Genomic DNA, 26,803 nt, shown 5'->3' with positions numbered 1-26,803 from the left:
ATCGCGTGCCTTGCAAGGCACGCGGATTCGTCCGGCTCAGGACAGTCCGCGGTGGCCTGTCCCGTGTCCCTCCTCATCCAGCATGTCCGCCAGGGCCCGCGCCAGGGCCTGGACGGTGGCGTCCGCCGTCGGGCGGTGGAAAAGGCCGATCTCGTAGTCGTCGACGGTCGGCAGGCCTTCGCGGGCTCCGAGGACGGCATGGTCCCGCGTCACGGTGCGCAGGGGCAGCAGGCTGATGCCCAGGCCGGCCGCCACCGCGTGCTGGATGCCGTTCAGGCTGGAGCAGGTATAGGCGATGCGCCAGTTTCGGCCCATGGCCTCGATGGCGCGGATGATGTCCTCACGGTACAGGCCCCGGGGCGGAAAGGTCACCAGCGGCACCGGATCGGCCCGCAGGCACGGATGCTTCGCGCTGTCGATCCAGGCCAGGGTTTCCGGGCGGCAGGCGACGGCCGCGCGGCTGTGGCGGCGCTGCTTGACCAGGATCAGGTCCAGTTCCCCCCGGTCGTAGCTGGACACCAGGCCGGAGCACAGGCCGCTGGTGATTTCCAGCTTGACCTGGGGATGGCGCCGGCTGAAGTCCGCCAGGACCCGCGTCGCGCGGCTGGCGACGAAATCCTCCGGTACGCCCAGCCGGACGATGGCGCCGACCGCCGCGCCCGCCATCACGTCCAGGATCTGGTCGTTCAGCGCCAGCAGATGGCGGGCGTGGCCGAGCAGCGCCTGGCCGGCGTCGGTCGGCAGGATCTCGCGGCCGCCGCGTTCCAGCAGGCGATGGCCGACCAGGTCCTCGAGCCGGCGGATCTTCTGGCTGACGGTGGATTGGGTGGAGTGCAGGCGGGCCGCGGCGGCGGTGAAGCCGCCGCAGTCCACCACGGCGACGATCGCCTTCAGCAGGTCCGGATCGAGGAGCGGCCGGTTCGGCCCATCGGGTTTCATGCTGGATTCCATGCCGTCATCCGTTTGATGCGTGGATTATCCCGCATTCGGGCACGAGCGGGCGCCGGCCCGGGAGTCAGCGCCGCAGCAGCCGCAGGCCATTGCCCACCACCAGCAGGCTGGCGCCCACGTCGGCGAATACCGCCATCCACAGGGTGCCCAGGCCGGCGACCGTCAGGACCAGGAACACCGCCTTGATGCCCAGGGCGATGACGATGTTCTGCACCAGGATCCGGTGGGTGGCGCGCGACAGCCGGATGAACCAGGGGATCTTGCGCAGGTCGTCGTCCATCAGGGCGACGTCGGCGGTCTCGATCGCCGCGTCCGTGCCCATCGCGCCCATGGCGAAGCCCACGTCGGCGCGCGCCAGGGCGGGCGCGTCGTTGATGCCGTCGCCCACCATGCCCACGGCGGTGCCCGGCGCGGTCAGGCCGCCGACGATCCGCAGCTTGTCCTCGGGCAGCAGATCGCCTTCGGCGCGGTCGATGCCGGCCTGGGCGGCGATGGCCGCGACGGTGTGCGGGTTGTCGCCCGACAGCATGGCGGTGCGCACGCCCAGCGCGTGCAGGGCCTGGATCGCGGCGGCGCTGTCGGGCTTGATCGTGTCGGCGACGGCGTAGAGCGCCAGGGCGCGGTGCTCGTCGGCCAGCAGGACGACGGTCTTGCCCTGGCGTTCCAGGGCTTCCAGGCGGGCTTCCAGGTCGGGCGAGCACAGGCCGCGTTCGTGGATCAGCCGGTGGTTGCCCAGCAGGTGCGGGCGGCCGTCGACGAGGCCGCGGGTCCCGCGCCCGGCCAGGGCCTCGAAGGCCTCGACCGGCGCGGCGGGTCCCGCGTCCAGGCCCTGCGCCACGGCGCGGGAGACGGGATGGTCGGAACGGGCCGCCAGCGCGGCGGCCAGGGCGTGGCTGCGCGCGGGATCGGCCGAGCCCAGCGCCATCGCGTCGGTCAGCGCGGGCCGGCCGTGCGTGACGGTGCCGGTCTTGTCCAGCGCGATCCAGCGCAGCAGGCGGCCCTGTTCCAGGTGGACGCCGCCCTTGACCAGGACGCCGTGGCGGGCCGCCGCCGCCAGGCCGCTGACGATGGACACCGGTGTCGAGATCACCAGGGCGCAGGGGCAGGCGATCACCAGCAGGACCAGCGCCTTGTAGACCCATTCGTACCAGCCGCCCAGACCCAGCAGGGGCGGCAGGATGGCGATGGCCAGGGCCAGCAGCGCCACCAGGGGGGTGTAGACTCGGGCGAAGCGGTCCACGAAGCGCTGCGTGGGCGCGCGCGCCGACTGCGCCGACTCGATGGCCCGGATGATGCGCGCCAGGGTCGAATCGCCGGCGGCCGCCAGGGCGCGGTATTCCAGCTCGCCCGCGCCGTTGATGGTGCCGGCGTAGACCGGGTCGCCGGCCGTCTTGTCCACGGGCAGGCTTTCGCCGGTGATGGGGGACTGGTCCACGGCCGAGCGGCCGGCCTCGACCCGGCCGTCCAGGGCGATGCGCTCGCCCGGTCGGACCCGCACCAGGGTGCCGGGGGACACGTCGCGCGCGGGGACGTCGCGCCAGCCGCCGTCCGCCTGGCGGACCGAAGCCCGCTCGGGCGCGAGCTGCAGCAGGCCCTGCACGGCGCGGCGGGCGCGGTCCAGCGAGCGCGCCTCGATGCGCTCGGCCAGGGTGAACAGCACCATCACCATCGCCGCCTCGGCCCATTGGCCCAGGAACAGGGCGCCGGTGACGGCGATGCTCATCAGGGCGTTGATGTTCATCTGGCCGTGGCGCAGCGCGGTCCAGCCCTTGCGGTAGGTGCCCAGGCCGCAGCCCGCGATCGCGAGGACCGCCAGGACCGCCGGGACGGCCCAGGGCGCCTCGGCCCAATGGGCGGCCTCGGCCGCCAGGGCGGCGGCGCCCGAGGCCGCCAGCGGCCACCAGGATCCGGGTGCCTCGGGCGTCATGCCGGCCGGCGCGGCGGCTTTGTCGGCCTGTTCCGGCGCGAAGCCCAGGTCGCGGATCGCCCGCAGGATGGATTCGAGCGCGTCCGGCGCATGGACGACGGTCAGGACGCGCCGCATCAGGTTGAATTCCAGCGAGCGCACGGCGGGCAGGGCGGACAGCGCTTTGCGGATCAGCGCTTCCTCGGTGGGGCAGTCCATCTGCAGGATGCGCAGCTCGGTCCGCAGGTCGGCGCCCTGTTCGACGGAGGGCGCCAGCGGGGCGGCGTCCGGCCGGCCGTGCGGGCGGGGATCGGCCGCGCCGCACCCATGGCCGCACAGGTCGGGCGCCCGGGCATGGCCGTGATCGTGGCCGTGCGTGTGGCCGTGATCGGGGCCGTGATCGGGGCCGTGATCGGGGCCGGCGGCGGGATGTCCGTGGGCGTCGTGGCAGTGTGCGTGGGGCATGGCGGATTCCTGTGCTGCGATCTATGATGGCAGTACACACCTTGTAGCCGCTACAAGGTCAAGCGCCCGGGACGCCCTTCTGAAAAGGTCCCCCGGCCGCTGTTTCCCTCCGGAGGACCCCGCATGAAGATCGGCGAACTGGCCCGCGCCGCCCGTTGTTCCACCGAGACCGTCCGCTTCTACGAAAAGGCCGGCCTGCTGCCCGCGCCCGCCCGCAGCGAGGGCAACTACCGGCAGTACGGCCCCGCGCACCTGGAGCGCCTGCGTTTCATCCGCAACTGCCGGGGGCTGGACATGGCGCACGACGAGATCCGGGCGCTGCTGGGCATGATCGACCATCCCGCCCGCGACTGCGGCCCGATCAACCACCTGCTGGATGAGCACATCGCCCACGTCGACGTGCGCCTGCGCGAACTGCAGGACCTGCAGCGGCAACTGGTGGGGCTGCGGGAGCAGTGCCGCGCCGAGCAGGCGGTCGACGCCTGCGGCATCGTGCAGGGCCTGGCGCGCATGGAGACGGCCGACGGCCCCGCGCGCAACACGCACATCGGTTGATCATGAGACGGCCGAATGCCGGCCCGTCCTAGACCGGATCGAAGTGCGTCATCACATCCAGCACCGGCAGGTCCGCCATGACGCGGCGCCGGGCCTCGACGGCGATGGCGTGGCCGGCCTCGATCGTCAGCCGGCCGTCCATTTCGATGTCGACCTCCACCCAGACCATGTCGCCCATCTTACGGGTGCGCAGGTCGTGGATGCCGCGCACGCCGGGCGTGCCCAGGATGCGTTCGCGGATGGCGCGCTCGGTGTCGGTGTCGGCGGCCCGGTCCACCAGGTCGTTGAAGGCCTGCCAGGAAAATTTCCAGCCCATGCGCACGATCATCAGGCCCACCACCAGGGCGGCCAGGGGATCGGCCAGGGGCAGGCCCGCCAGGTTGGCGCCCACCCCCATCGCCACCACCAGCGACGAGGCCGCGTCCGAGCGGGCGTGCCAGGCGTTGGCCACCAGCAGGGTGGAGCGCACGCGGCGCGCGACGCGCAGCAGGTAGCGGAACAGCATTTCCTTGGAGAGCAGGGCCAGCAGGGCGACGTAGAAGGCGGCCGGATGGACGACGGGGATCAGCTCGGGCGCCTGCAGGCGCTGGAAGCTGCCCCACAGCATGCCCAGGCCGACGGCGGCCAGCAGCACGCCGATGCCCAGCGTGGCGGCCGTCTCGAAGCGCAGGTGCCCGTAGGGGTGGTCGGCGTCCGGGCCCTTGGCGCTGTGCTTGTTGGCGAACAGCACCAGGCCGTCGGACACCAGGTCCGACAGGGAGTGGATGGCGTCGGCGACCAGGGCCTGGGATTGCGCGAACAGGCCGACCGCCATCTGGACGGCGGTCAGCAGCAGGTTCACCCAGACGCTGACCCAGGTGCTGCGCCGGGCGGCGGCCTGGCGGTCCGGCGTTTCGACGCGGGTATCGGGCGGGGAAGACATGCCCGCAAGTATACGGCGGGCGGTCATGGCGGATGCGTGCGGTACACTGAAAACCCGGTCGGCCATACAGGATCGCGGTCCGCATGCGGCTTCCTCTTCGTTCCGTCCTGGCGCGCGGCGCGCGCCTGGTGCATCGATTTCCCTGGCATTGGCTGATCGCCGCGCTGGTCGCGGCCGATGGCTACCTGTTCCTGCGGCCGCTCTGGCAGGCCATCGGCAGCCAGGGCCTGCTGCAGACCCTGCAGATCCGTGACGGCGCCGGCGTCGCGGCCTTCCTGGATTCGGGCGGCATCGCCCAGATGTCGCGGCTGATGCTGGGCCTGGGCGTGCAGGTGATGGCGATCGGGCTGCTGTACCGCGCCCGCATCGCCTGGACCATCACCCTGCTGCTGCTCGCGGCGGTGGGTACGGTGTCCCTGTGGCACGGCCAGGGGCATTTCGGCCTGCTGGCCTATACGGCCGTGCTGGCCGGGGCGCTGATCGGCTACTGGCGCCATTTCGACCGGGCCAGCCTGACGGCGGGCAGCCTGTTCGCCGCGCTCAGCGTGGTCAGCCTGCTGGTCTACGCGGTGTTCGGCGTCCTCTACCTGGGCGAGGAATTCTCGCCGCCCGTGCGCGACCCGGTCACGGCCCTGTATTTCTCCATCGTGTCCATGTCCACGGTGGGGTATGGGGACATCGGCCCGAAGACCGACGCGGCGCGCCTGTTCACGATTTCCATCATCATTCTGGGAATCACGGTCTTCGCCACGTCCATCAGCGCCGTGGTCGGACCCTTGATCGGCGGCAACATCCGCCGGCTGATGCACGGAAGGAAACCACGCGCCATGCGAAAGAACCACATCATCCTGGCGGGGCTCGGCCCCCTGGCCCAGAGCCTGTACGGCGCGCTGCGCCAGCGCGGCCACGACGTCACGGTCATCGTCCCGTCGGCCGAAGGCCATCCGTACCCGGCCGACGCCGACGTGCTGGCGGGCGACGCCTCGGAAACCGGCGTCCTGCTGCAGGCCGGCGCGGCGCACGCCCGCTACGTGCTGGCCCTGCGCCAGGACGACGCGGAGAACGCCTTCATCGTCATGGCGGGCCGCGAGGCTGGCGGTCCGGACACCAAGTTGGTCGCCCTGGCGAACTCGCCCCAGCACCTGGCCAAGATCCGGCGGGTGAATCCCGACATCCTGATCTCGCCGCAGGCGCTGGGCAGCGAGATCCTGGCTCGCACCCTGAGCGGCGAATCCATCGACGAGGCGCTGATCACGCGCCTGCTGTTCGGCGAGAAGACGCCCGACCCGGCCTGACCGGGTCCCCGCTCAGCGGATGCGCATGCCCGGCTGGGCGCCTTCCCAGGGTTCCAGGACGTAGATCCCGGCGTCCACGCCCTCGTCAGCGTGGCTGGCTGCCAGCACCATGCCCTCGGATACGCCGAAGCGCATCTTGCGCGGCGCCAGGTTGGCCACCAGCACGGTCAGCTTGCCGGCCAGGTCCTCGGGCTTGTAGGCCGACTTGATGCCGGAAAACACCTGCCGCAGCCGGCCTTCGCCCACGTCCAATGACAGGCGCAGCAGCTTGTCGGAGCCCTCGACCTCCGCGCATTCGACGATGCGCGCGATGCGCAGGTCGATGCGGCCGAAGTCCTTGATGTCGATGACGTCGGCGATGGGTTCGCCGCCCGGGATCGCGGCCGGCGCCTGGGGCGGCTCGAACAGATCGTCGAGCAGGGCCGGATCGACGCGCTGCATCAGGTGCTTGAACGCGGCGATGCGCGCGGGTAGTTCGCCGGCGTCGGCCCAGGCGTAGGTCCGGTCGCGGCCGAACAGTTCGCGGGCGACGCGTTCGGTGAGCGCCGGCAGCACCGGCGTCAGCATCACCGACAGGGCCTGGAAGCCGGCCAGGGCGCGCGAGCAGATGTCCTGCAGCGCGGCCTTTTGCGCGGGTTCGGCCTGGGCGATGCCCTTGGCCAGCACCCAGGGCTGGGCCGCGTCGAAGGCCTGGTTGATCTTGTCGGCCTGCGCCATGATCCGGCGGATGGCGCGGCCGTATTCGCGCGCCTCGAAGTCGGCCCGCACCTGTCCGGCGCAGTCGCGCAGTTCGGCGCGCATCGTGTCGGTGTCGCCAGAGTAGGCCAGGGCGCCGTCGAAGTGGCGGGTGATGAAGGTGGCCGCCCGGCTGGCGATGTTGACGTACTTGCCGATCAGGTCGCTGTTGACGCGGGCGACGAAGTCGTCCGGATTGAAGTCCAGGTCCTCGACGTGGGCGTTGAGCTTGGCGGCGATGTAGTAGCGCAGCCATTCGGCGTCCATGCCGATGTCCAGGTAGCGCAGCGGGGAAATCCCCGTGCCGCGGCTCTTGGACATCTTTTCGCCGCTGACGGTGATGAAGCCGTGCACGTGCAGCATGTCGGGGATCTTGCGGCCGGAGAACTTCAGCATCGCGGGCCAGAACAGGGCGTGGAAATAGACGATGTCCTTGCCGATGAAGTGCACCTGCTCGGTGTCGCCGTCCGGCGCCAGCAGGGCGTCGAAGTCCAGGCCGTTCTTGCGGCAGTAGGCCTTCAGCGAGGCCAGGTAGCCGACCGGGGCGTCCAGCCAGACGTAGAAGTACTTGCCCGGCGCGTCCGGGATGGGGATGCCGAAGTAGGGTTCGTCGCGGGAAATGTCCCAGTCGGCCAGGTTGGCCTCGGCGCCCTCGGCCGTGCCCAGCCATTCGCGCGTCTTGGCGAGGACCTCGGATTGCAGCCGGGCGGTGCCGTCGGCGCGCGTCCCCGTGGTCCATTCCTGCAGGAAAGCCACGCAGCGCGGGTCCGACAGGCGGAAGAAGAAGTGTTCGGACGTACGCAGCACCGGCCGCGCCTTGGTCAGGGTGGAATAGGGCTCGATCAGCTCGGTCGGGCTGTAGACGGCGCCGCAGGACTCGCAGGAATCGCCGTACTGGTCCTTGGCGTGGCAGCGCGGGCATTCGCCCTTGATGTAGCGGTCGGGCAGGAACATGCCCTTGACCGGATCGTAGAACTGCTCGATCTCGCGGCTGTCGATGAAACCGGCCGCCTTCAGCGCGCGGTAGATGTCCTGGGACAGCTCGACGTTTTCCGGCGTGTCGGTGCTGTGCCAGTGGTCGAAGCGGATGTGGAAACCGTCCAGGTACTTCGGCCGCTCGGCGGCGTAGCGGCCCACCAGTTCCTGGGGCGTGATGCCCTCGGCCTGGGCCTTGAGCATGATGGGCGCGCCGTGGGCGTCGTCCGCCCCCACGAAATGCACGGTGTGGCCCGCCATGCGCATGGCGCGCACCCAGGTGTCGGCCTGGATGTATTCCATGATGTGGCCGATGTGGAAGGAACCGTTGGCGTAGGGCAGGGCGGTGGTGACGAAGATCGTGCGCGACATGGGGGAGGGAAGAGGGGAAAAGGCAAAGGATTGATTCTATCAGTCCGTGATGCTCGTCATGAGGTCCTGTCCCCCATGAAGATGGGTGTGACATGGATGGCGCACCTCGCCTGGCGATGCTGATGTTCTGTGTCCATACTGCTCCGGTCGATGATCCGATTGATTTTTATTCGTCAATAAACGAAAATGATTCCCTACCGGATTGAACACTACCTGACGGCGGATGGGCAGGACGATGTTTATCTGAACTGGCTTCGTCGCGTGCGTGACCTCCAGGCCAAGGTGGCGGTGATCCGGCGCGTGAACCGGATCGAGCAGGGCAACTTTGGCGACCACAAATTCTGCCGGGATGGCTTCTGGGAATTGCGTGTCGATGTCGGGCCAGGCTATCGCGTGTACTACGCCTGGGCGGGACAGCGCATCGTGCTGCTGCTTGGCGGTGGCGACAAGCGCACACAGGACACCGACATCGATCGAGCTGTAGCTTATTGGCGGGACTGGCAATGGAGAAATGACGATGAGAAGCAGAGGACATGACGAGGCGATGGCCGAGCTGTATCGCAGCGATCCGGCGCTGGCGCTGGAGGTGATCAACGGCATCCTGGAAGAGGGCGATCAGGCGGAACTGCTGACGGTGCTGCGTCAGCTTGCGCAGGCGTTTGGCGGCGTGCAGGCGGTGGCGGAGCAAGCGCATCTGAATCCGACGCAGCTTTATCGGACGCTGTCCCCGAAGGGAAATCCGGCGCTGAGCAGCCTGACGGCGATCTTGAAAGCGATGGGGTTGAGGTTGGCGGTGCAGCCGGTGGATTGTCTTGAGCCTGCGCGTGGGGGGTGACAGCTATCGGCTGCACTCTCAATCTATCCCGTCGATTTGACATAATATAATGATACTGGTATTTTATACAGCATCAGTGGCGGCGCACACTGTGCTGCCACGTTGCTTTTGGAGGAAACCATGACCACACCTAAACGTGTCGCCTGGAAGGATATCGTCGCGCCGCCGCTTGACTGGACGGCCCCAAAGATATCCGATCAAGACTCCGAATCCGGCGAGAATAAGCAAGACCAGAAAGAGCAGGGCTCCGACAAGTAAGCCTCCTGCCGACTTGGCTGTGGGCGCGTTTTGGCGGCACGGCCCCTGAATGCGACGGCCCCTTCAGAAGCATTCTGAAGGGGCCGTTTCGATCACGACAGTGATCGTTCGTCTCAGCCTCTGAATTTGGCGTCTACAGGCAATGACGAGGGAGGCGCCCGTCAATCACGGAATCTCGCGCATCTCGATATCCGTCACGTCCCGCTCCCGCGCAGGCTGGCCGGCGGTCCGGGACCAGGCCCCCGGCGCCATGGACGGCCGACGGCGCTCCGCCCAGTAGGCTTTCACACCAAAAGGCCGGCCTTGCAGCCGGGCGACGATGTACAGCACGCCGATCGCCAGGGCGGTCGAGGCCATGAAGATGAAGGCCATCACCAGGCCGAAGAAGGCGAGGATCAGAAACAGGACGGCGCGCAGGGTTTGCTGGATCAGGTTCATAAGGCTTGGACTCCCGGAGCCGGAAAAGGTTGCGTGCGGGGCGCGGTCGGGCGCCGGGCGGATGAAAGCGGCAGCCGGCCGGATCCGGGAGGCGCGTCCATCACATCCATATTGGGGTCAATCGGCGGATTTCCAGGGGAATCCGCTATGCTTGTGGTTTCGACTGTTTTCACCCCGATCTCTCATCATGGCTACCACGATACAGGACATCCGCACGATCCTGTCCAGGGTCATCAACCCCGATACCCGGAAAACGCTGGCGGTGACCGAACCCGACCTGCGGATCGCCGCCTCGGGCGACGCCTTCGACATCACTGTAACCCTGGGCTATCCCTTGTTCAATGGCGAGCAGGCCCTGGACGCCGCCATCCGGGCCGCGCTGGACGCGGCCGGGGCGCGTCTCGGCAAGCTGGAATTCCAGTCCCGGATCGTCGCCCACGCGGTGCAGCGCGGGCTGCGCACCCTGGACAACGTGCGCAACATCATCGCCGTGGCCTCCGGCAAGGGCGGGGTGGGCAAGAGCACCACGGCCGTCAACCTGGCCCTGGCGCTGCACAGCCAGGGCGCGCGCGTCGGCCTGCTGGACGCCGACATCTACGGCCCCAGCGTGCCCATCATGCTGGGCCTGTCGGGCAAGCCCAAGAGCGTCGACGGCAAGAGCATGGAACCCATGATCGGCCACGGCCTGCAGGCCAACTCCATCGGCTTCCTGATGGACGACGACGGCCCGGCGATCTGGCGCGGCCCCATGGTGACGCAGGCCCTGACCCAGTTGCTGTCGCTTACGAATTGGAACGATCTGGATTACCTGATCGTGGACATGCCCCCGGGAACGGGCGATATTGCCCTCACCATGGCCCAGAAGGTTCCGCTCACGGGGGCGATCATCGTCACCACCCCCCAGGACCTGGCCCTGGCCGACGCCCGCAAGGGCCTGATCATGTTCCAGAAGGTGGATGTCCCGGTGCTGGGGATCGTTGAAAACATGTCCGTCCACGTGTGCTCCAACTGCGGGCATGCCGAGCCGATCTTCGGCCAGGACGGCGGCCGCCAGCTGGCGGCGACCTATCACCTGCCCTGGCTGGGGGCCCTGCCGCTGCAGCTCGACATCCGCCAGGAAACCGACTCCGGCCGGCCCAGCGTCGTCGCTTCGCCCGACGGCGAGGCCGCGCGCCGCTACCAGGACATCGCCCGCCAGCTGGCCATCCACGTGGCGGGGCAGCCGCTGGACGATTCCGGCTCACGGCCACGGGTCGTGGCGCGCACGAGCTGATGCCGGCCGGGCGGTTCGTTCGGAGCATTCCCGGGATGCGCCGGGCGCTGCTTGGCCTGGGGGTCTTCATCTGCGCCCCCGCGCTGGCCGTGCCCCCGGAAGTCATCATCGACCCCGGCGGCGCCCCGCCCAAGGTGTTACAGGCCATTACCGATGCGGTCGGCGCCATCACGCGCCTGACCGAGGACCAGGACGTGCGCGAGGTCTCGCGGCTGCGGCGGCGGGCCTGGGAGGCGGCCCAGGCGGCCTTGCGGACCCAGGGCTACTTCGGGGCGACCGTCACGCTGGACGTGACGCCGGGCGCGGCGAACGGCGGCGAGTTCTGGGACATCACGATCGACCCCGGCGAGCGTGCCCGGGTGCGCCAGCTCGGCCTGCGCTTCGAGGGCGCGCTCGCGGGGGAGGCCTACGCGTCCCGGCGCCAGTCCCTGCGGGACGCCTGGCTGCTCAAGCAGGGCATGCCCTTCATCAACGACGACTGGAACCGGGCCAAGACCGAGCTGCTGGACGCCGCCTCGCGGCAGGACTTCTATTACGCGCGCTACGCGCAGACCCGGGCGGCGGTCGATCCCGAGGCCGCCAAGGCCGACCTGGACGTCGCGCTCGACAGCGGGCCGCCGGTGCGCCTGGGCGAGCTGCAGATCGTCGGCCTGAAGCGGGTGCCCGAATCCCTGATCCGGCGCTACGTGCGCTATGACCCGGGCGATGCCTACGACCAGACGCGCCTGGAGGACTGGCAGCAGGCCCTGCAGTCCACCACCTTCTTCCGCGGCGCCTTCGTCACGCTGGCCGACGGGACGCAGCGGGCGCAGGGAACGGACGCCGCGCCGGCCGGGGCGTCCGCCGGCTCCGACACGGCCCCGCAAGCCGCCGCGCAGCCTCCGCGCCCCGAGGGCGACGGTCCCGTCACGCTGCCCGTGCGCGTCCAGGTGACCGAAGGCCCCGCCCGCTACGCCAGCGGCTCGCTGGGCGTGGACAGCGACTACGGCGTGCGGGTGGAAGGCCTGTACCGCCAGAACGTCGTCTACGGCCTGCCGGTCTGGATCGAGACCGGCGCCGGGGTCGACACGAAGCGGCAGCGCGCTTTCTTCGACGTGCACCTGCCGCCCGGCATGGACGGCAGCGAGGACAGTTTCGGCCTGCTGTACGACCATTCGGACGTCGAGGGCCTGGAAACCAGCCGCGCGGGCGTGGGCTGGAAGCGCAGCCAGACGCGCAAGGCGGCCGGCGACAGCCGCGTCGAATACGAGGTCCGCTGGGGCGCGCTGGCGTCCTATGACAAGACCCGCATTTCCGGCGACTCGCGCTACGAGGTCCCCAGCTGGGCGGCCACCTGGCAGTGGCTGCGCCGCGACGTGGACTCGAAATACAACCCGCGCGAAGGCAACCTGATCGAATTCGGCCTGGGCGCGGGCACGACCCTGGATGACGGCAAGGCCTTCTATCGCAGCAGCCTGCGCGCCCAGCGGTGGTGGCCGATTGGCGAGCGCGACGTGCTGACCGTGCGCGGCGAGGTCGGCAAGGTCTGGTCGCGCACCGACCGCCTGCCGCAGGATTTCTCCTGGCGCACCGGCGGATCGCGCAGCATCCGGGGCTATCGCTACCAGAGCATCGGCCTGGAGCGCGGCGACGCCGTCATCGGCGCCCCCGTGCTGGGCGTGGCCAGCGTCGAATACACGCACTATTTCACCGACGTCCTGGGCGCCAACCTGTTCGTCGACGCCGGGGACGCGGCCGAATCCTTCGGCCAGTTCGACTGGCACCTGGGCTACGGGGCCGGCCTGGCGGTGCGCACCCCGGCCGGACCGTTCTTCGTCGACCTGGCCTGGGCGCAGAAGGACCGTCGCCTGCGGCTGCAGTTCTCCCTGGGGATCGCGTTTTGAGGGGGCGTATCTGGCGCGGCCTGCGGGCCTTCGGACTCTGGGGGCTGCCGCCCATCGTGCTGGCGCTGCTGCTGGCCATGGGCTTCGCCGCCTGGTGCGTCTCCAGCGCCACGGGCACCCGCTGGCTGTTGCGCACGGCGGCCGTCCAGCTGGGCGGCGAGGCCCATGGCGTGCGCGGCACCCTGGCCCGGGGGCTGTACGTCGAAGGCCTGTCGATCGCCCTGCCCGACGTGGATGTGCGCGTGACCGGATTGCACCTCAAGGCGCTCTGGCCGGAACTGCTGGACCGCCGCCTGCACATCAACGACCTGTCGGCCGTGCGCGTGGACGTGGCCTTGCGCACCGCGCCGTCCGCCGCCGAGCCCGCCTCCGATGAACCTTTCCGGATGCCGGCGCTGCCGCTGGGCCTGCGGGTGGACCGGCTGGCGCTGGGGGGCCTGGGCCTGCGCATCGACGGGGAGCCGCTGCCCGTCGATCTGCTGTCCGTATCGACCGCCCTGACGCTGGATGCCCATACGGCCACCGTGACGCTGGATCACCTGCAGGCCGCGCATCGGGACACGCTGCTGAAGTTCGACGGCAACCTGGCCCTGCGCGGGCTGGCGGCGCCCTGGCCCTTCGAGCTCAATCTGCACGGGTCCGCCCAGGACCGCAGCGCGCAGTCGCCGGTCTGCCTGCGGCGGCTGCTGGGAGCCGGCAGCGGGGAATCCGGCGGCGAACCGCCCGGGGCGGACTGCCGGATCGATCTGGAGCTGCGCCTGGCCGGGACCTTGCAGGCCCTGCACCTGCAGGCCAGCGGACGGGGCGAAGGCCTGGAACTGCAGGCCCAGGCCGACATCCGGCCCAACCAGTCCTTCCCCCTGGGCGCGGCGCAGGCCGATCTGCGCCTGCCGGGCGACACCCGCGTGACGCTCGACGTCCGTCCGGAAGCGCCGGGGGCGGACGGCCTGCGGCCGGTCCGCGCGCAATGGTCCGTGCGGCAGCTGCGTCCGGATCCCTGGCTGCCCTCGGGCCTGGGGCCGGCGCTGCTCAACCTGAAGGGCGAACTGCGGGCGCGCCTGGATGCCGGGCAGCGGCTGCAGGACCTGGGCCTGGATCTGGTGTTCGACGGCCCCAACCGCTGGAACGGCCAGCCCCTGTCGGGGAAGATCCGGCTGGAGCGCCTGTCGCGGGCGGGCGGCGCGCTGTTCGACGCGCGCGCGGCGGGACCGGCGGATCTGCTCGGCCTGCGGGCGGCGGGCCTGGACGTGGACCTGACCCTGGGGCCGGACCGCATCCGCGCCGGCGGGGACGCGGCGGCGGACGCCAACCGGCTGGCGCTGCAGGCCCGGCTGCCGGCCCTGGCGGCGCTGTGGCCCGGCCTGCCGGGCGGGGCGGAGCTGGATCTCGACGTTTCCGGCCCCCTGGCTGATCACCGGGGCCGCCTGAAAGCCCGCTATGCGCCGCCGGACGCCCGCGACGGCATTCCCGGCCGGGCCCCCATGAGCCTAGACCTGGCTTTCGGGGGCGGCTGGACGCAGGCGCAGGGCTGGCGCGGCCGGCTCACCGCCCTGCGGGCCGAGCACGCCGGCCTGGTCCTGGAAAGCAAGGCGGCGGTGCCGCTGGCGCTCGATGCCGAAGGCGGCTGGCAGGTCGGCCAGGCGGACCTCGGGCTGGCGCTGGACGGGGAATCCCTGCTCAGCGTGCATCACCAGGCCTCGGCCGGCGGACCGGGGCGCTGGGAAACGCGCGGCCGCATCGATCCGCTGACCGTCACGCCGGAACGCATCACCCGGCTGCAGGCCTGGCTGGGCCGCGCCGCCGCGCGGCAGGGCGGGGTGCGTACCCAGTTGTCCGAACAGGCGCGGCGCAGCCGCCTGGACGCGAGCCTGGACTGGAACCTGAAGTTCGACGGCGCCCTGAGCGGCGACATCCGCCTGGCCCGCCAGGGCGGCGACCTGACCGTGCCCGGCGACGTGCCCATCGAACTGGGCCTGGAAGACGCCCGCCTGGACATCGCCATCCGCCGCGTCGGCGCCGGCCTCAGCCGCGCCGACGCCGACCTCCAGGTGCGCACGCGCGAGATGGGCAGCATGCGCCTGCGGGCCGACACGCCGATCCATGCCACCCCGGGAGGCGGCCTGGCCTTGCGGTCGCAGGACGAGCGCCACCTGCGCTTCGAGGCCCGGTCCGAGGACCTGGCCTGGGTGAACCTGCTGCTGGGCGGAGAAATGGAAATCGGCGGCACCCTGCAGGCCGACATCCAGGGCCGCAGCCGGCCGGATGGGCACTGGACGCTGTCCGGCCCGCTGCGCGGCGACGACCTGCGCCTGCTGATCGCCGACCAGGGCGTGCGGCTGCTGGACGGGACCCTGCGGGCCCATTTCGACGGCACCCGGGTGCTGCTGGACCACCTGCGCTTTCCGGCGGTGCGCCGGGTCGTTCCCAAGGAATGGCGCACCGCCACCTGGATCGCGGAGAATCCGGACGCCCAGGGCGGCGACCTGGACCTGTCGGGTGCCTGGGACCTGATCGAGGGCGAAGGCCAGGCGGACGTCGCCTTCCGGCGCTATCCGATCCTGCAGCGCGCCGATCGCTACGCCATGATCAGCGGCGGCCTCCAGGTCCGGGCGACCTTGCCGGAAATCCGCATCGGCGGCAAGATCACGGCCGACGCCGGCTGGTTCGACCTGGACATGCTCAACGCCATCCCGTCCCTGGACGGCGACGTGGTGATCCTCAAGCCGGGGGAGACGGCGGCTTCCCTGGATTGTGCGGCCGCCCCGCCGCCCGCCGGCCCGTCCGACGCCCGCCCGTCGGCCGCCCGCCCGGATCCGCCGCGTGCGGACCGCGGGACGCCGGCCGGCCCGTGCCTGGACGCATCGCCGCCGCTGGACCTGCGGGCCGACCTGACCGTCGACCTGGGGCCGCGCTTCTACCTGACCGGCTTCGGCCTGGACTCGGGGCTGGTCGGCAGCATGGATCTGCATCTGAGCGACGGCAAGCTCACGGCGCTGGGCCAGCTGCGCACCCGCGGCGGCGCCATCAACACCTACGGCCAGCACCTGCAGCTGCGTCGCGGCACCATCACCTTCCAGGGAGACGTGGCCAACCCCGTGCTCGACATCCAGGCCCTGCGCACCGACGTGGCGGTCCAGGCCGGGGTCCGGGTGGCCGGCACCGCCCGGCGCCCGCGCATCGACCTGATGTCGATTCCCGAAGTCAGCGAAACCGAAAAGCTGTCCTGGCTGCTGCTGGGCCACGGTCCGGACCAGGGCGGCGCGGACATGTCGCTGCTGTTCTCGGTGGGCAGTTCCTTCCTGTCGGGCGGCGAGCCGTTCTACAAGCGCTTCGGCCTGGACGAGCTGAGCATGCGCTCGGGCGAGCTGGGCAGCACCGGCAGCATCCTGCCGGTCGAGAGCGTGGTCGGTGGGCTGGACGCGGGAGCCAGCCCCATCGAGCAGCGTTTCGTCCTGGCGGGCAAGACCCTGACCGACGACCTCAGGCTGAGCCTGGAGCAGGCCCTGGCGCAGACTGGCACCGTGGCGCGGCTGAGCTACAAACTGATGCGTGGCCTGCAGGCCGAGGTGACCACGGGCACCGTCAGCGGCCTGGCGCTGGTCTATCGCTGGTTCTCGATGGACTGATCGGCGCCCCGGCCCGCCGCGTGCCGTGGATGTGCCTTAAAATACCGCAACTTTGAACAGAGGGCGCCCATGAGCATCAAAAACGACCGCTGGATCCGGCGCGCCGCGCAGGCCGGCATGATCGAACCCTTCGAGCCCGGCCAGGTGCGCTCGGTCGACGGCCAGCGGATCGTCAGCTACGGCACCAGCAGCTACGGCTACGACGTGCGCTGCGCCAATGAATTCAAGATCTTCACGAACATCAACTCCACCATCGTCGACCCCAAGGCCTTCGATGAGAAGTCCTTCGTGGATTTCCAGGGCGACGTGTGCATCATCCCGCCCAACTCCTTCGCCCTGGCACGCACGGTCGAATACTTCCGCATCCCGCGTTCCGTGCTGACCGTGTGCCTGGGGAAAAGCACCTACGCCCGCTGCGGCATCATCGTCAACGTCACGCCGCTGGAACCCGAATGGGAAGGCCACGTGACGCTGGAATTCTCCAACACCACCCCCCTGCCGGCGAAGATCTACGCGGGCGAGGGCTGCGCCCAGATGCTGTTCTTCGAAAGCGACGAGGTCTGCGAGACCTCCTACGCCGACCGGGGCGGCAAGTACCAGGGCCAGCAAGGGGTCACGCTGCCGCGCACCTAGCCATCATGAAATTTCGTTTCCCCATCGTCATCATCGACGAAGACTATCGCTCCGAGAACGCCTCGGGCTTCGGCATCCGCGCCCTGGCGGCGGCCATCGAGGCCGAGGGCGTCGAGGTCCTGGGGGTCACCAGCTACGGCGACCTCAGCTCCTTCGCGCAGCAGCAAAGCCGCGCCAGCGCCTTCATCCTGTCGATCGACGACGAGGAGTTCGACGAGGATTCCCCGGAAGACGTCGCCAACGCGATCAAGAACCTGCGCGCCTTCATCGGCGAGCTGCGCTTCCGCAACGAGGACATCCCCATCTACCTGTACGGGGAAACGCGCACCTCGCAGCACATCCCCAACGACATCCTGCGCGAACTGCACGGCTTCATCCACATGTTCGAGGACACGCCGGAATTCGTCGCGCGCCACATCATCCGCGAGGCCCGCGCCTACCTGGACAGCCTGCCGCCGCCGTTCTTCCGCGAACTGCTGGAATACGCCTCCGACGGTTCCTATTCCTGGCACTGCCCCGGGCACTCGGGCGGGGTGGCCTTCCTGAAGAGCCCCGTGGGGCAGATGTTTCACCAGTTCTTCGGCGAGAACATGCTGCGCGCCGACGTCTGCAACGCGGTCGACGAGCTGGGCCAACTGCTGGACCACACCGGCCCGGTGGCCGAATCCGAGCGCAACGCGGCGCGCATCTTCCACGCCGATCACTGCTTCTTCGTCACCAACGGCACCTCCACGTCCAACAAGATCGTCTGGCACGCCAACGTGGCCGCGGGCGACGTGGTGGTGGTGGACCGCAACTGCCACAAGTCGATCCTGCATGCCATCACCATGACCGGCGCCATCCCGGTGTTCCTGCGCCCCACGCGCAACCACCTGGGCATCATCGGCCCGATCCCGCTGGAAGAATTCGATCCGGAGAACATCCGCAGGAAGATCGAGGCCAACCCCTTCGCGCGCGAGGCCGCCAACAAGCGCCCGCGCATCCTGACGCTGACCCAGAGCACCTACGACGGTGTGATCTACAACGTCGAGATGATCAAGGAAAAGCTCGGCTCGGAAATCGACACCCTGCATTTCGACGAGGCCTGGCTGCCGCACGCCGCCTTCCACGAGTTCTACGAGGACATGCACGCCATCGGCCCGAACCGGCCGCGCAGCAAGGACACGATGATCTACGCCACGCACTCCACGCACAAGCTGCTGGCGGGCCTGTCGCAGGCCTCGCAGATCGTGGTGCAGGACTGCGAATCGCGCCGGCTCGACCGCAACATCTTCAACGAGGCGTTCCTGATGCACACCTCGACCTCGCCGCAGTACGCCATCATCGCGTCCTGCGACGTGGCGGCGGCGATGATGGAACCCCCGGGCGGCACGGCCCTGGTCGAGGAATCCATCCGCGAGGCCCTGGATTTCCGCCGCGCCATGCGCAAGGTCGAGTCCGAGTTCGGCAAGAACGACTGGTGGTTCAAGGTCTGGGGCCCCAACCGCCTAGTGCCCGAGGGCATCGGCAATCGAGAAGACTGGGTGCTGGGCTCGGGCGACGAATGGCACGGCTTCGGCGACCTGGCCGAAGGCTTCAACATGCTCGATCCGATCAAGGCCACGGTGGTGACGCCGGGGCTGGACATCTCGGGCACCTTCGCCGATTCCGGGATCCCGGCGGCGCTGGTCTCGCGCTACCTGGTCGAGCACGGCGTGGTGGTGGAAAAGACCGGCCTGTATTCCTTCTTCATCCTGTTCACCATCGGTATCACCAAGGGCCGCTGGAACACGCTGCTGACCGCCCTGCAGCAGTTCAAGGACGACTACGACCGCAACCAGCCCCTGTGGCGCGTGCTGCCCGAATTCAGCCGCGCCCACAAGCGCTACGAGCGCATGGGCCTGCGCGACCTGTGCCAGCGGATCCACGAGGCCTACCGCCACTACGATTTCGCGCGCCTGACCACGCGGGTGTATCTCAGCGACATGGTGCCGGCCATGCGCCCGGCCGACGCCTACGCGCGCATGGCCCACCGCGAGGTCGAGCGGGTACCGGTCGACCGGCTCGAAGGCCGTGTCACCGGGGTGCTGCTGACGCCCTATCCGCCGGGCATCCCGCTGCTGATCCCGGGCGAGCGCTTCAACCGCGACATCGTCGATTACCTGAAGTTCACCCAGGAATTCAACCAGCAGTTCCCGGGCTTCGAGACCGACGTCCACGGGCTGGCCTACGAGACCGACGAGCAGGGCCGGCGGCATTACTACGTGGACTGCATCCGCGAAGGCGCCTGATCTTCGTGGGGGAACGTTTCGACGCGGCGGTCGTGGGCGCCGGCGCGGCCGGCATGATGACCGCCGCCGTGGCGGCGCAACGCGGCCTGCGGGTGGTCCTGATCGACCACGCCGAACGGCTGGCGGAAAAGATCCGCATCTCCGGGGGCGGGCGCTGCAATTTCACCAACCTGGGCGCCAGCCCCACGCAGTTCCTGTCGCGCAACCCCGATTTCTGCCGTTCCGCCCTGCGGGCCTACGGGCCGGGCGACTTCCTCGACCTGCTGCGCGCGCATCGCGTGTCCTGGCATGAAAAGCACCGGGGCCAGCTGTTCTGCGACGATTCCAGCGAATCCATCATTCAGGTGCTGCGCCGCGAATGCGAGGCGGGCGGGGTGCGGTGGCGCATGCCCTGCGCGGTCCGGGCCGTGGCCCGGGAAGCGGACGGCTTCCGGCTGGACACCGACTCGGGGCCGATCCGGGCCGCGCGGCTGGTGCTGGCGACCGGCGGCATGGCGATCCCGCAGCTGGGCGCCACCGACTTCAGCCTGCGGATCGCGCGCCAGTTCGGCCTGCGCATCGTCGAGCCGCGTCCGGCGCTGGTGCCGCTGACCTTCGACGCGGAGCAGTGGCGGCCCTACGCGGCCCTGGCCGGCGTGTCCCTGGAAGTGCGCCTGTCGCACGAGGCCGCCGCGCCCGGAGGGGGCGGGAAGCGGTCCCGCCGCCCGATGCGCGCCGAGTTCCTGGAGGATCTGCTGTTCACCCATCGCGGCCTGTCGGGACCGGGCATTCTGCAAATTTCCAGTCATTGGCGTCCCGGCGATCCGATCCGCGTCGACCTGTCGCCCGGCCGCGACATGGCCGAGGCCCTGGTGGCCGCCAAGGCCGGCGGCCGCCAGACCGTGGCCGCCGCGCTGGCCCAGGTCTGGCCCCGGCGGCTGGCCGAGGCCTGGCTGGGGACCGCCGACGCGGCGGGCGAGGGGGCGGCCGCAAGCGGCGGGGTGGACGCGGACGAGCTGGCGGGCCTGGGCGGCCTGCGCCTGGCCGACGCGCCCGACCGCCGCCTGCGCGCCCTGGGCGCGCGCATCCATGGCTGGACCCTGTGGCCCACGGGCACCGCGGGCTATAAAAAAGCCGAAGTCATGAGCGGCGGCGTGGACACCGACGAGCTCGACCAGCGCAGCCTGGAATCGCGCCGCTGCCCGGGCCTGCACGTGATCGGCGAGGCGGTGGACGTTACCGGCTGGCTGGGCGGCTACAACTTCCAGTGGGCCTGGTCTTCGGGAGTGGCCTGCGGGCGGGCGCTGGCGGCGGGCTGAGCGGGCGGCGCGGGGGCGATAGAATGGTTCCCGCACGAGGAGGACAGACATGCACAAACCCCTGGAAGGGATCCGGGTGCTGGAAATGGGCCAGCTCATCGCCGGGCCGTTTGCCGCCAAGATCCTGGGCGAATTCGGTGCTGAGGTCATCAAGATCGAGCCGCCGGGCCAGGGCGACCCCCTGCGCAACTGGCGGCTGCTGCACGAGGGCACCTCGGTCTGGTGGCAGGTGCAGTCGCGCAACAAGCAGTCCGTGACCCTGGACCTGCGCCAGCCGGAAATCCAGGCCTGGGTGCGCCGCCTGGCGGCCGAATGCGACGTGGTGGTCGAGAACTTCAAGCCGGGCACCCTGGAATCCTGGGGCCTGGGCTGGGACGACCTGCGCGCGGTCAACCCGCGCCTGGTCATGCTGCGCGTCTCGGGCTACGGCCAGACCGGCCCCTACCGCGATCGGCCCGGCTTCGGCGTGGTGGCCGAGGCCATGGGCGGCCTGCGGCATCTCAGCGGCGAGCCGGGCCGCACACCGGTGCGCGTGGGCGTGTCCATCGGCGATTCCCTGTCGGCCCTGCACGGCGTCATCGGCGTGCTGCTGGCGCTGCGAGCGCGCGACCGCGACGGCGTGGGCCAGATGGTCGACGTGGCGTTGTACGAGTCGGTCTTCAACATGATGGAAAGCCTGCTGCCCGAATATGCCGTGTTCGGCGAGGTCCGCCAGCCGGCCGGCAGCAGCCTGCCGGGCATCGCGCCCAGCAACGCCTACGCCTGCCGCGACGGCTACGTGCTGATCGCCGGCAACGGCGACAGCATCTTCCGGCGCCTGATGCAGGCCATCGGCCGCGAGGACCTGGGCAACGACCCGGACCTGGCGCACAATGCCGGGCGCGTGGCCCAGGTGGACCGCATCGACGGCGCCATCGGCGACTGGGCCGCGTCGCGCACCCAGGACGAGGTCCTGGAAATCCTCAACGCGGCGCGCATTCCGGCCGGGCGCATCTACGACATCGCCGACATCGCCGCCGATCCGCACTACCGCGCGCGCGACATGATCCTGGACCAGCCGCTGCCCGACGGCACGCCCTGCCAGGTGCCCGGGATCGTGCCGAAGCTGTCCGCCACCCCGGGCGATGTCCGGTCGCGCGCGCCCGCCCTGGGCGAGCATACCGACGCGGTGCTGGAGCGGCTGGGCGTGGACGCCGGCACGCGCGCCCGCTGGCGGGAACAGGGGTTCATCTGAGGGTCCGGCGGGGCGTCCCGGGGGCGCTGTCGCGGCGTCGGCAGGGTGCCAACGGGTGATTGTTGAATCGCCCCGTTTCAGAGTATGCTTCACCCTTGCTGTCACCCGATGCGGGTGGGAGAGCGCCGCCCCGCGCATCGGGCGGCCGCCGAAGGCGCAATTCGCCCGGAATCGCTCAGGCACCCCGTACCATCCGCATGATGCCGTCATCGCATCGCAGCATTCTGGAGAGACCCGCCCCCCGATCCGGGCGCGGGCGCCGAAGGTGAACCCCCTGCAGTGCGGGGCAACTCTCAGGCAAAAGGACAGAAGGGCGCTGCCGGCATCCCCATGCCGCCCCTTTTCCTCGTCCGGAGTTTCCATGCCCGCGCAAACCCCCCTGTACGAAACCCACGTCGCCCTGGGCGCCAAGATCGTCGATTTCGGCGGCTGGGACATGCCTCTGGCCTACGGTTCGCAGCTCGAAGAGCACCACGCCGTGCGCCGCGCCGCCGGCATGTTCGACGTCTCCCACATGCTCAACGTCGACGTCGCGGGCGCGTCCGCCCCCGATTTCCTGCGCCACTTGCTGGCCAACGACGTGGCCAAGATCGCTGGCGCGCCGGGCAAGGCCCTGTATTCCTGCATGCTGCGCCCCGATGGCGGCGTCATCGACGATCTGATCGTCTATTTCTTCGCCTCCGACCGTTGGCGTATCGTCGTCAACGCCGGCACGGCCGACAAGGACCTCGCCTGGATGCGCCAGCAGGCCGAGCCCTTCGGCGTCACGATCACCCCCCGGCGCGACCTGGCCATGGTGGCCGTCCAGGGCCCGGCCGCCCGCGAGGCCGTCTGGTCCGTGCATCCCGACTGGAAGCCCGCCACCCAGGACCTCAAGCCCTTCACCGGCACGCTCATCGACGAGAACACCCTGGTGGCGCGCACCGGCTACACCGGCGAGGACGGCTTCGAGATCGTCCTGTCCGCCACCGCCGTCAAGGCCTTCTGGGACGCCCTGACGCAGGCCGGCGTGCGGCCCTGCGGCCTGGGCGCGCGCGACACCCTGCGCCTGGAAGCCGGCATGAACCTCTACGGCCAGGACATGGACGAGACCGTCCATCCCCTGGAATCCGGCCTGGCCTGGACCGTTTCGTTCAAGGACGAGTCCCGCGGCTTCATCGGCCGCGCCGCCCTGGAATCCGCCTCGAAGGCCCGCGAGCTGGTCGGCCTGAAGTTGCTCGAGCGCGGCATCATGCGCAGCCACATGAAGGTCCGCACCGCCCAGGGCGAAGGCGAGCTCACCAGCGGCACCATGGCGCCCACGCTGGGCTTCTCCATCGGCCTGGCCCGCGTGCCGGCCGGCTCGGCGCCGGGCGACCGGGCCGAGGTCGAGATCCGCGGCAAATGGCTGCCCGCCGAGATCGTGCGCCCGCCCTTCGTGCGCAACGGCCAGGCCCTGGTCTGACCGCAAGCGCCGTCCCATCCCTTTCCCTTCCGATTCTCCACCACTGACAACGGGGTACATCATGTCCATTCCCAACGACCGCAAATACACGGCCTCCCACGAATGGGTCAAGGCCGACGGCGACTGCTTCCTGGTCGGCATCACCGACGACGCCCAGGACCAGCTCGGCGACCTGGTCTTCGTCGGCGACGTCCAGGTCGGCGCGCATCTGGCCGCCGGCGACACCGCCGCCGTGGTCGAGTCCGTCAAGGCCGCCTCCGACATCTACGCGCCGGTGGCCGGCGAGATCGTCGCCTTCAACGAGGCCCTGAACGACCAGCCCGCCCTGATCAACGAAGCCGCCTACGACCAGTGGATCTTCAAGATCAAGCCCGACAACGCCGCCGACGCCGACACCCTGATGGACGCCGCCGCCTACGAGGCCCAGTCCTGATCCCCGCCACACCCTGATTCACTCGGATCCACCCCGGAGAACCCCATGCCGCGCGATTCCGCCACGCATTCCGAATTCATCGCCCGCCACATCGGGCCGTCCGAAGCCGACCAGCGCGCCATGCTGGCGGCCATCGGCGCATCCAGCCTGGACGCCCTGATCGGCGAGGTCGTGCCGGAAAACATCCTGTCCGAAGCCCCGTACCTGGACCTGCCCGGTCCGATGAGCGAGGTGGAGGCGCTGGCGGACCTGAAGGCCGTCGCCGGCCGCAACCAGATCCTGCGCAGCTACATCGGCCAGGGCTACTACGGCACCTACGTGCCGCACGTGATCCTGCGCAACATCCTGGAAAACCCCGCCTGGTACACCGCCTACACGCCGTACCAGCCGGAAATCTCCCAGGGCCGCCTGGAAGCCCTGCTGATCTTCCAGACCATGATCACCGATCTCACGGGGCTGGACATCGCCAACTCGTCGCTGCTCGACGAGGCCACGGCCGCGGCGGAAGCCATGACCCTGGCGCGCCGTGTCTCGCGCGCCAAGTCCGACCGCTTCTTCGTGTCCGTCCACGTCCATCCCCAGACCCTGGAAGTCCTGCGCACGCGCGCGGCCGGGGTGGGCATCGAACTGGTGATCGGCGACGAGGCCGACGGTCTGCCCGAATGCTTCGGCGTGTTGCTGCAGTATCCGCACAGCCTGGGCGGCGTGGCCGACTATCGCGCCCTGGCCGAGCAGGCCCATGCCGCCGGCGCCATCGTCGCCGTGGCCACGGACCTGCTGGCCCTGGCGCTGCTGGCTCCTCCCGGCGAATGGGGCGCCGACATCGCGGTGGGCTCGGCCCAGCGCTTCGGCGTGCCCATGGGCTACGGCGGTCCGCACGCCGGCTTCATGGCCTGCAAGGACGCCTACAAGCGCAACCTGCCCGGCCGCCTGGTGGGCGTGTCCCAGGACGCGCGCGGCGAACCGGCCCTGCGTCTGGCGCTGCAGACCCGCGAACAGCACATCCGCCGTGAAAAGGCCACGTCCAACATCTGCACCGCGCAGGTGCTGCTGGCCGTGATGGCCGCCATGTACGCCGTGTGGCACGGTCCCCAGGGCATCGCCCGCATCGCCCGGCGCGTGGCCACGCACACCGGCCAGCTGGCCGGCGCCCTGCGCGCCATGGGCCTGAAGGTCTGCAACGACACCTTCTTCGATACCCTGCACCTGGAAACCGGCGCGCGCACCCAGGCGGTGCTGGACGCGGCGGTGGACGGCGGCATGAACCTGCGTCGCGTGGACGACACCCACGTCGCCCTGTCCCTGGACGAGACCGTCGGCGCCCAGGACATCGAGACCCTGGTCGGCGCGCTGGCGGCCGGCATGGGCGTGGCGCGCGTCGCGCCCGATTTCTCGGCCGGGACCGACGGCATCCCGGCGGCCCTGCGCCGCCAGGGCGCCATCCTGGCGCATCCGGCCTTCTCGCGCGTGAAGTCCGAAACCGACATGCTGCGCTACCTGCGCGCCCTGTCCGACAAGGACCTGGCCCTGGACCGCACCATGATCCCGCTGGGCTCCTGCACCATGAAGCTCAACGCCACGGCGGAAATGATCCCGGTGACCTGGCCCGAATTCGGCCACATGCATCCGTTCGCTCCCGCCGGCCAGGCGCAGGGCTACCAGGAAATGATCGAGCGCCTGTGCGCCGCGCTGTGCGAGATCACCGGCTACGACCGCGTCAGCCTGCAACCCAATTCCGGCGCCCAGGGCGAATACGCCGGCCTGCTGGCGATCCGCGGCTACCACCAGGCCAACGGCGAGCACCAGCGCAACGTCTGCCTGATCCCGGCCTCGGCGCACGGCACCAACCCGGCCTCGGCCCACCTGGCGGGCATGGACGTGGTGGTCGTGGCCTCGGACGACAACGGCAACATCGACATGGCCGACCTGCGGGCGAAGATCGCCCAGGTGGGCGACCGGCTGGCCGCCCTGATGATCACCTATCCGTCCACGCACGGCGTGTTCGAGACCACGGTCACGGAAATCTGCGACCTGGTCCACGAGGCCGGCGGCCAGGTCTACCTGGACGGTGCCAACATGAACGCGATGGTGGGCGTCGCCCAGCCGGGCCGCTTCGGCTCCGACGTGTCGCACCTGAACCTGCACAAGACCTTCTGCATCCCGCACGGCGGCGGCGGTCCGGGCGTCGGCCCGGTGGCGGTGCGCGCGCACCTGGCTCCCTACCTGCCCGGCCTGGTGGGCGAGGACGGCCGCCTGCCGGCCGGCCAGTCCGGCCCGGTGTCGGCCGCGCCCTACGGCTCGGCCAGCATCCTGCCGATCTCGACCCTGTACATCATGATGATGGGGGCCGAAGGCCTGCGCCGCGCCACCCAGGTCGCCATCCTCAACGCCAACTACCTGGCCGCGCGCCTGGCGCCGCACTATCCGATCCTGTACGCCGGGGCCAACGGCCGAGTGGCGCACGAGTGCATCCTGGACATCCGCCCGATCAAGGACGCCAGCGGCATCGGCGCCGAGGACATCGCCAAGCGCCTGATGGACTACGGCTTCCACGCCCCCACCATGAGCTTCCCGGTGGCCGGCACGCTGATGGTCGAGCCGACCGAGTCCGAGGGCCTGGACGAGCTGGACCGCTTCGTGGACGCGATGATCGCCATCCGCCAGGAAATCGCCGCTGTCGAGCGCGGCGAGCAGCCGGCCGACGACAACCTGCTGGTCAACGCCCCGCACCCGGCGGCCACGCTGCTGGTCCAGGACTGGAAGCATCCGTACACGCGCGAACAGGCGGCCTTCCCGCTGCCCGGCATGGCGGCGCGCAAGTACTGGCCGCCGGTCGCGCGGGTGGACAACGCCTGGGGCGACCGCAACCTCAGTTGCGCCTGCCCGCCGGTGGAGTCCTACGCCGCCGAGCCCGTCACGGCCTGACCGCCGTTCCCGGCCCGGCCTTCACAGGCTGGGGCCGATCGCATTGCCCCACCCGGCGAGTTCCGCATTGCGCGGAT

At 70.1% G+C, this 26,803-nt stretch carries 20 protein-coding genes and 2 riboswitches; of the genes, 15 read left to right on the top strand and 5 right to left on the bottom strand.

All coding sequences use genetic code 11. The annotated features are described in order from the left end of the window. Positions 1-36: 36 nt before the first annotated feature. Together ACFO27_RS06295 and ACFO27_RS06290 are read right to left on the bottom strand one after the other, a co-directional pair. Positions 37-951: a LysR substrate-binding domain-containing protein gene (locus ACFO27_RS06295; RefSeq protein ID WP_376816563.1), complete on the bottom strand. Its 915-nt coding sequence runs from the start codon at positions 949-951 to the stop codon at positions 37-39. 64 nt (positions 952-1,015) lie between these two features. Continuing rightward, positions 1,016-3,322: a heavy metal translocating P-type ATPase gene (locus ACFO27_RS06290; RefSeq protein WP_376816562.1), complete on the bottom strand. Its 2,307-nt coding sequence runs from the start codon at positions 3,320-3,322 to the stop codon at positions 1,016-1,018. A gap of 123 nt (positions 3,323-3,445) precedes the next feature. On the opposite strand from ACFO27_RS06290, the gene cadR reads away from it, so the two are divergent. Next, the gene (gene cadR, locus ACFO27_RS06285; protein ID WP_323025370.1) at positions 3,446-3,877 is read left to right on the top strand and encodes a Cd(II)/Pb(II)-responsive transcriptional regulator; all 432 of its coding nucleotides are present in this window, start codon (positions 3,446-3,448) and stop codon (positions 3,875-3,877) included. 28 nt (positions 3,878-3,905) lie between these two features. Here the strand turns inward: cadR and ACFO27_RS06280 are convergent, their stop codons facing one another. Continuing rightward, on the bottom strand, positions 3,906-4,799 hold the full coding sequence (locus ACFO27_RS06280) for a cation diffusion facilitator family transporter (protein WP_376816561.1): 894 nt from the start codon (positions 4,797-4,799) through the stop codon (positions 3,906-3,908). An 83-nt stretch (positions 4,800-4,882) separates the two neighbouring features. On the opposite strand from ACFO27_RS06280, the gene kch reads away from it, so the two are divergent. Further along, positions 4,883-6,094: a voltage-gated potassium channel protein gene (kch, locus tag ACFO27_RS06275; RefSeq protein WP_376816560.1), complete on the top strand. Its 1,212-nt coding sequence runs from the start codon at positions 4,883-4,885 to the stop codon at positions 6,092-6,094. Positions 6,095-6,106: 12 nt separating this feature from the next. On the opposite strand, the gene metG is transcribed toward kch, so the two are convergent. Further along, positions 6,107-8,176: a methionine--tRNA ligase gene (gene metG / locus ACFO27_RS06270; RefSeq protein WP_376816559.1), complete on the bottom strand. Its 2,070-nt coding sequence runs from the start codon at positions 8,174-8,176 to the stop codon at positions 6,107-6,109. A gap of 186 nt (positions 8,177-8,362) precedes the next feature. On the opposite strand from metG, the gene ACFO27_RS06265 reads away from it, so the two are divergent. The 3 genes from ACFO27_RS06265 (at position 8,363) to ACFO27_RS06255 (ending at position 9,269) form a co-directional block, all read left to right on the top strand. Next, positions 8,363-8,713: a type II toxin-antitoxin system RelE/ParE family toxin gene (locus tag ACFO27_RS06265; protein WP_376816558.1), complete on the top strand. Its 351-nt coding sequence runs from the start codon at positions 8,363-8,365 to the stop codon at positions 8,711-8,713. After that, the gene (locus ACFO27_RS06260; protein WP_151025452.1) at positions 8,694-9,011 is read left to right on the top strand and encodes a helix-turn-helix domain-containing transcriptional regulator; all 318 of its coding nucleotides are present in this window, start codon (positions 8,694-8,696) and stop codon (positions 9,009-9,011) included. The genes ACFO27_RS06265 and ACFO27_RS06260 overlap by 20 nt, the downstream gene beginning before the upstream one ends. A 120-nt stretch (positions 9,012-9,131) precedes the next feature. Continuing rightward, positions 9,132-9,269 (top strand): hypothetical protein, encoded by a 138-nt coding sequence (locus ACFO27_RS06255; protein ID WP_170288520.1) that lies wholly within the window; start codon positions 9,132-9,134, stop codon positions 9,267-9,269. Between the two features lie 165 nt (positions 9,270-9,434). Here ACFO27_RS06255 and ACFO27_RS06250 read toward each other — a convergent pair whose 3' ends face one another. Further along, on the bottom strand, positions 9,435-9,707 hold the full coding sequence (locus ACFO27_RS06250) for a hypothetical protein (RefSeq protein ID WP_376816557.1): 273 nt from the start codon (positions 9,705-9,707) through the stop codon (positions 9,435-9,437). Between the two features lie 187 nt (positions 9,708-9,894). Here ACFO27_RS06250 and apbC point away from each other — a divergent pair, with 187 nt between their 5' ends. The 10 genes from apbC to gcvP all read left to right on the top strand — a co-directional run bounded on the left by apbC (position 9,895) and on the right by gcvP (position 26,726). Next, entirely contained in the window at positions 9,895-10,980 is a 1,086-nt protein-coding gene (gene apbC / locus ACFO27_RS06245; protein WP_376816556.1) for an iron-sulfur cluster carrier protein ApbC, read from the top strand. A 35-nt stretch (positions 10,981-11,015) separates the two neighbouring features. Beyond that, positions 11,016-12,863, top strand: a complete 1,848-nt coding sequence (locus tag ACFO27_RS06240; RefSeq protein ID WP_376816555.1) for an autotransporter assembly complex protein TamA — start codon at positions 11,016-11,018, stop codon at positions 12,861-12,863. Then, on the top strand, positions 12,860-16,489 hold the full coding sequence (locus ACFO27_RS06235) for a translocation/assembly module TamB domain-containing protein (RefSeq protein ID WP_376816554.1): 3,630 nt from the start codon (positions 12,860-12,862) through the stop codon (positions 16,487-16,489). Before ACFO27_RS06240 ends, ACFO27_RS06235 begins: the two co-directional genes overlap by 4 nt. A gap of 69 nt (positions 16,490-16,558) precedes the next feature. After that, positions 16,559-17,122, top strand: a complete 564-nt coding sequence (dcd, locus tag ACFO27_RS06230; protein ID WP_269357875.1) for a dCTP deaminase — start codon at positions 16,559-16,561, stop codon at positions 17,120-17,122. A 5-nt stretch (positions 17,123-17,127) separates the two neighbouring features. Continuing rightward, entirely contained in the window at positions 17,128-19,392 is a 2,265-nt protein-coding gene (locus tag ACFO27_RS06225) for an Orn/Lys/Arg family decarboxylase (RefSeq protein ID WP_376816553.1), read from the top strand. A 5-nt stretch (positions 19,393-19,397) separates the two neighbouring features. Continuing rightward, entirely contained in the window at positions 19,398-20,690 is a 1,293-nt protein-coding gene (locus tag ACFO27_RS06220) for a BaiN/RdsA family NAD(P)/FAD-dependent oxidoreductase (RefSeq protein ID WP_376816552.1), read from the top strand. 49 nt (positions 20,691-20,739) lie between these two features. Then, the gene (locus ACFO27_RS06215) at positions 20,740-21,924 is read left to right on the top strand and encodes a CaiB/BaiF CoA transferase family protein (RefSeq protein ID WP_376816551.1); all 1,185 of its coding nucleotides are present in this window, start codon (positions 20,740-20,742) and stop codon (positions 21,922-21,924) included. Positions 21,925-22,029: 105 nt separating this feature from the next. After that, a riboswitch (glycine riboswitch) is annotated at positions 22,030-22,126 on the top strand. Positions 22,127-22,138: 12 nt separating this feature from the next. Continuing rightward, a riboswitch (glycine riboswitch) is annotated at positions 22,139-22,243 on the top strand. A gap of 42 nt (positions 22,244-22,285) precedes the next feature. Continuing rightward, positions 22,286-23,368, top strand: a complete 1,083-nt coding sequence (gcvT, locus tag ACFO27_RS06210) for a glycine cleavage system aminomethyltransferase GcvT (RefSeq protein WP_376816550.1) — start codon at positions 22,286-22,288, stop codon at positions 23,366-23,368. Positions 23,369-23,429: 61 nt separating this feature from the next. After that, positions 23,430-23,801 carry a glycine cleavage system protein GcvH gene (gene gcvH, locus ACFO27_RS06205; protein ID WP_376816549.1) on the top strand — a complete coding sequence of 124 codons (372 nt, stop codon included), beginning with the start codon at positions 23,430-23,432 and terminating at the stop codon, positions 23,799-23,801. Between the two features lie 45 nt (positions 23,802-23,846). Continuing rightward, positions 23,847-26,726 carry an aminomethyl-transferring glycine dehydrogenase gene (gene gcvP, locus ACFO27_RS06200; protein WP_376816548.1) on the top strand — a complete coding sequence of 960 codons (2,880 nt, stop codon included), beginning with the start codon at positions 23,847-23,849 and terminating at the stop codon, positions 26,724-26,726. Positions 26,727-26,803: the final 77 nt, after the last annotated feature.

This window comes from Castellaniella denitrificans, assembly GCF_042653765.1.
Classification (GTDB): Bacteria; Pseudomonadota; Gammaproteobacteria; order Burkholderiales; family Burkholderiaceae_B; genus Castellaniella; species Castellaniella denitrificans.
Note: the sequence above shows the minus strand (reverse complement) of the source record. Positions and strands in the feature narration are given on the sequence as shown.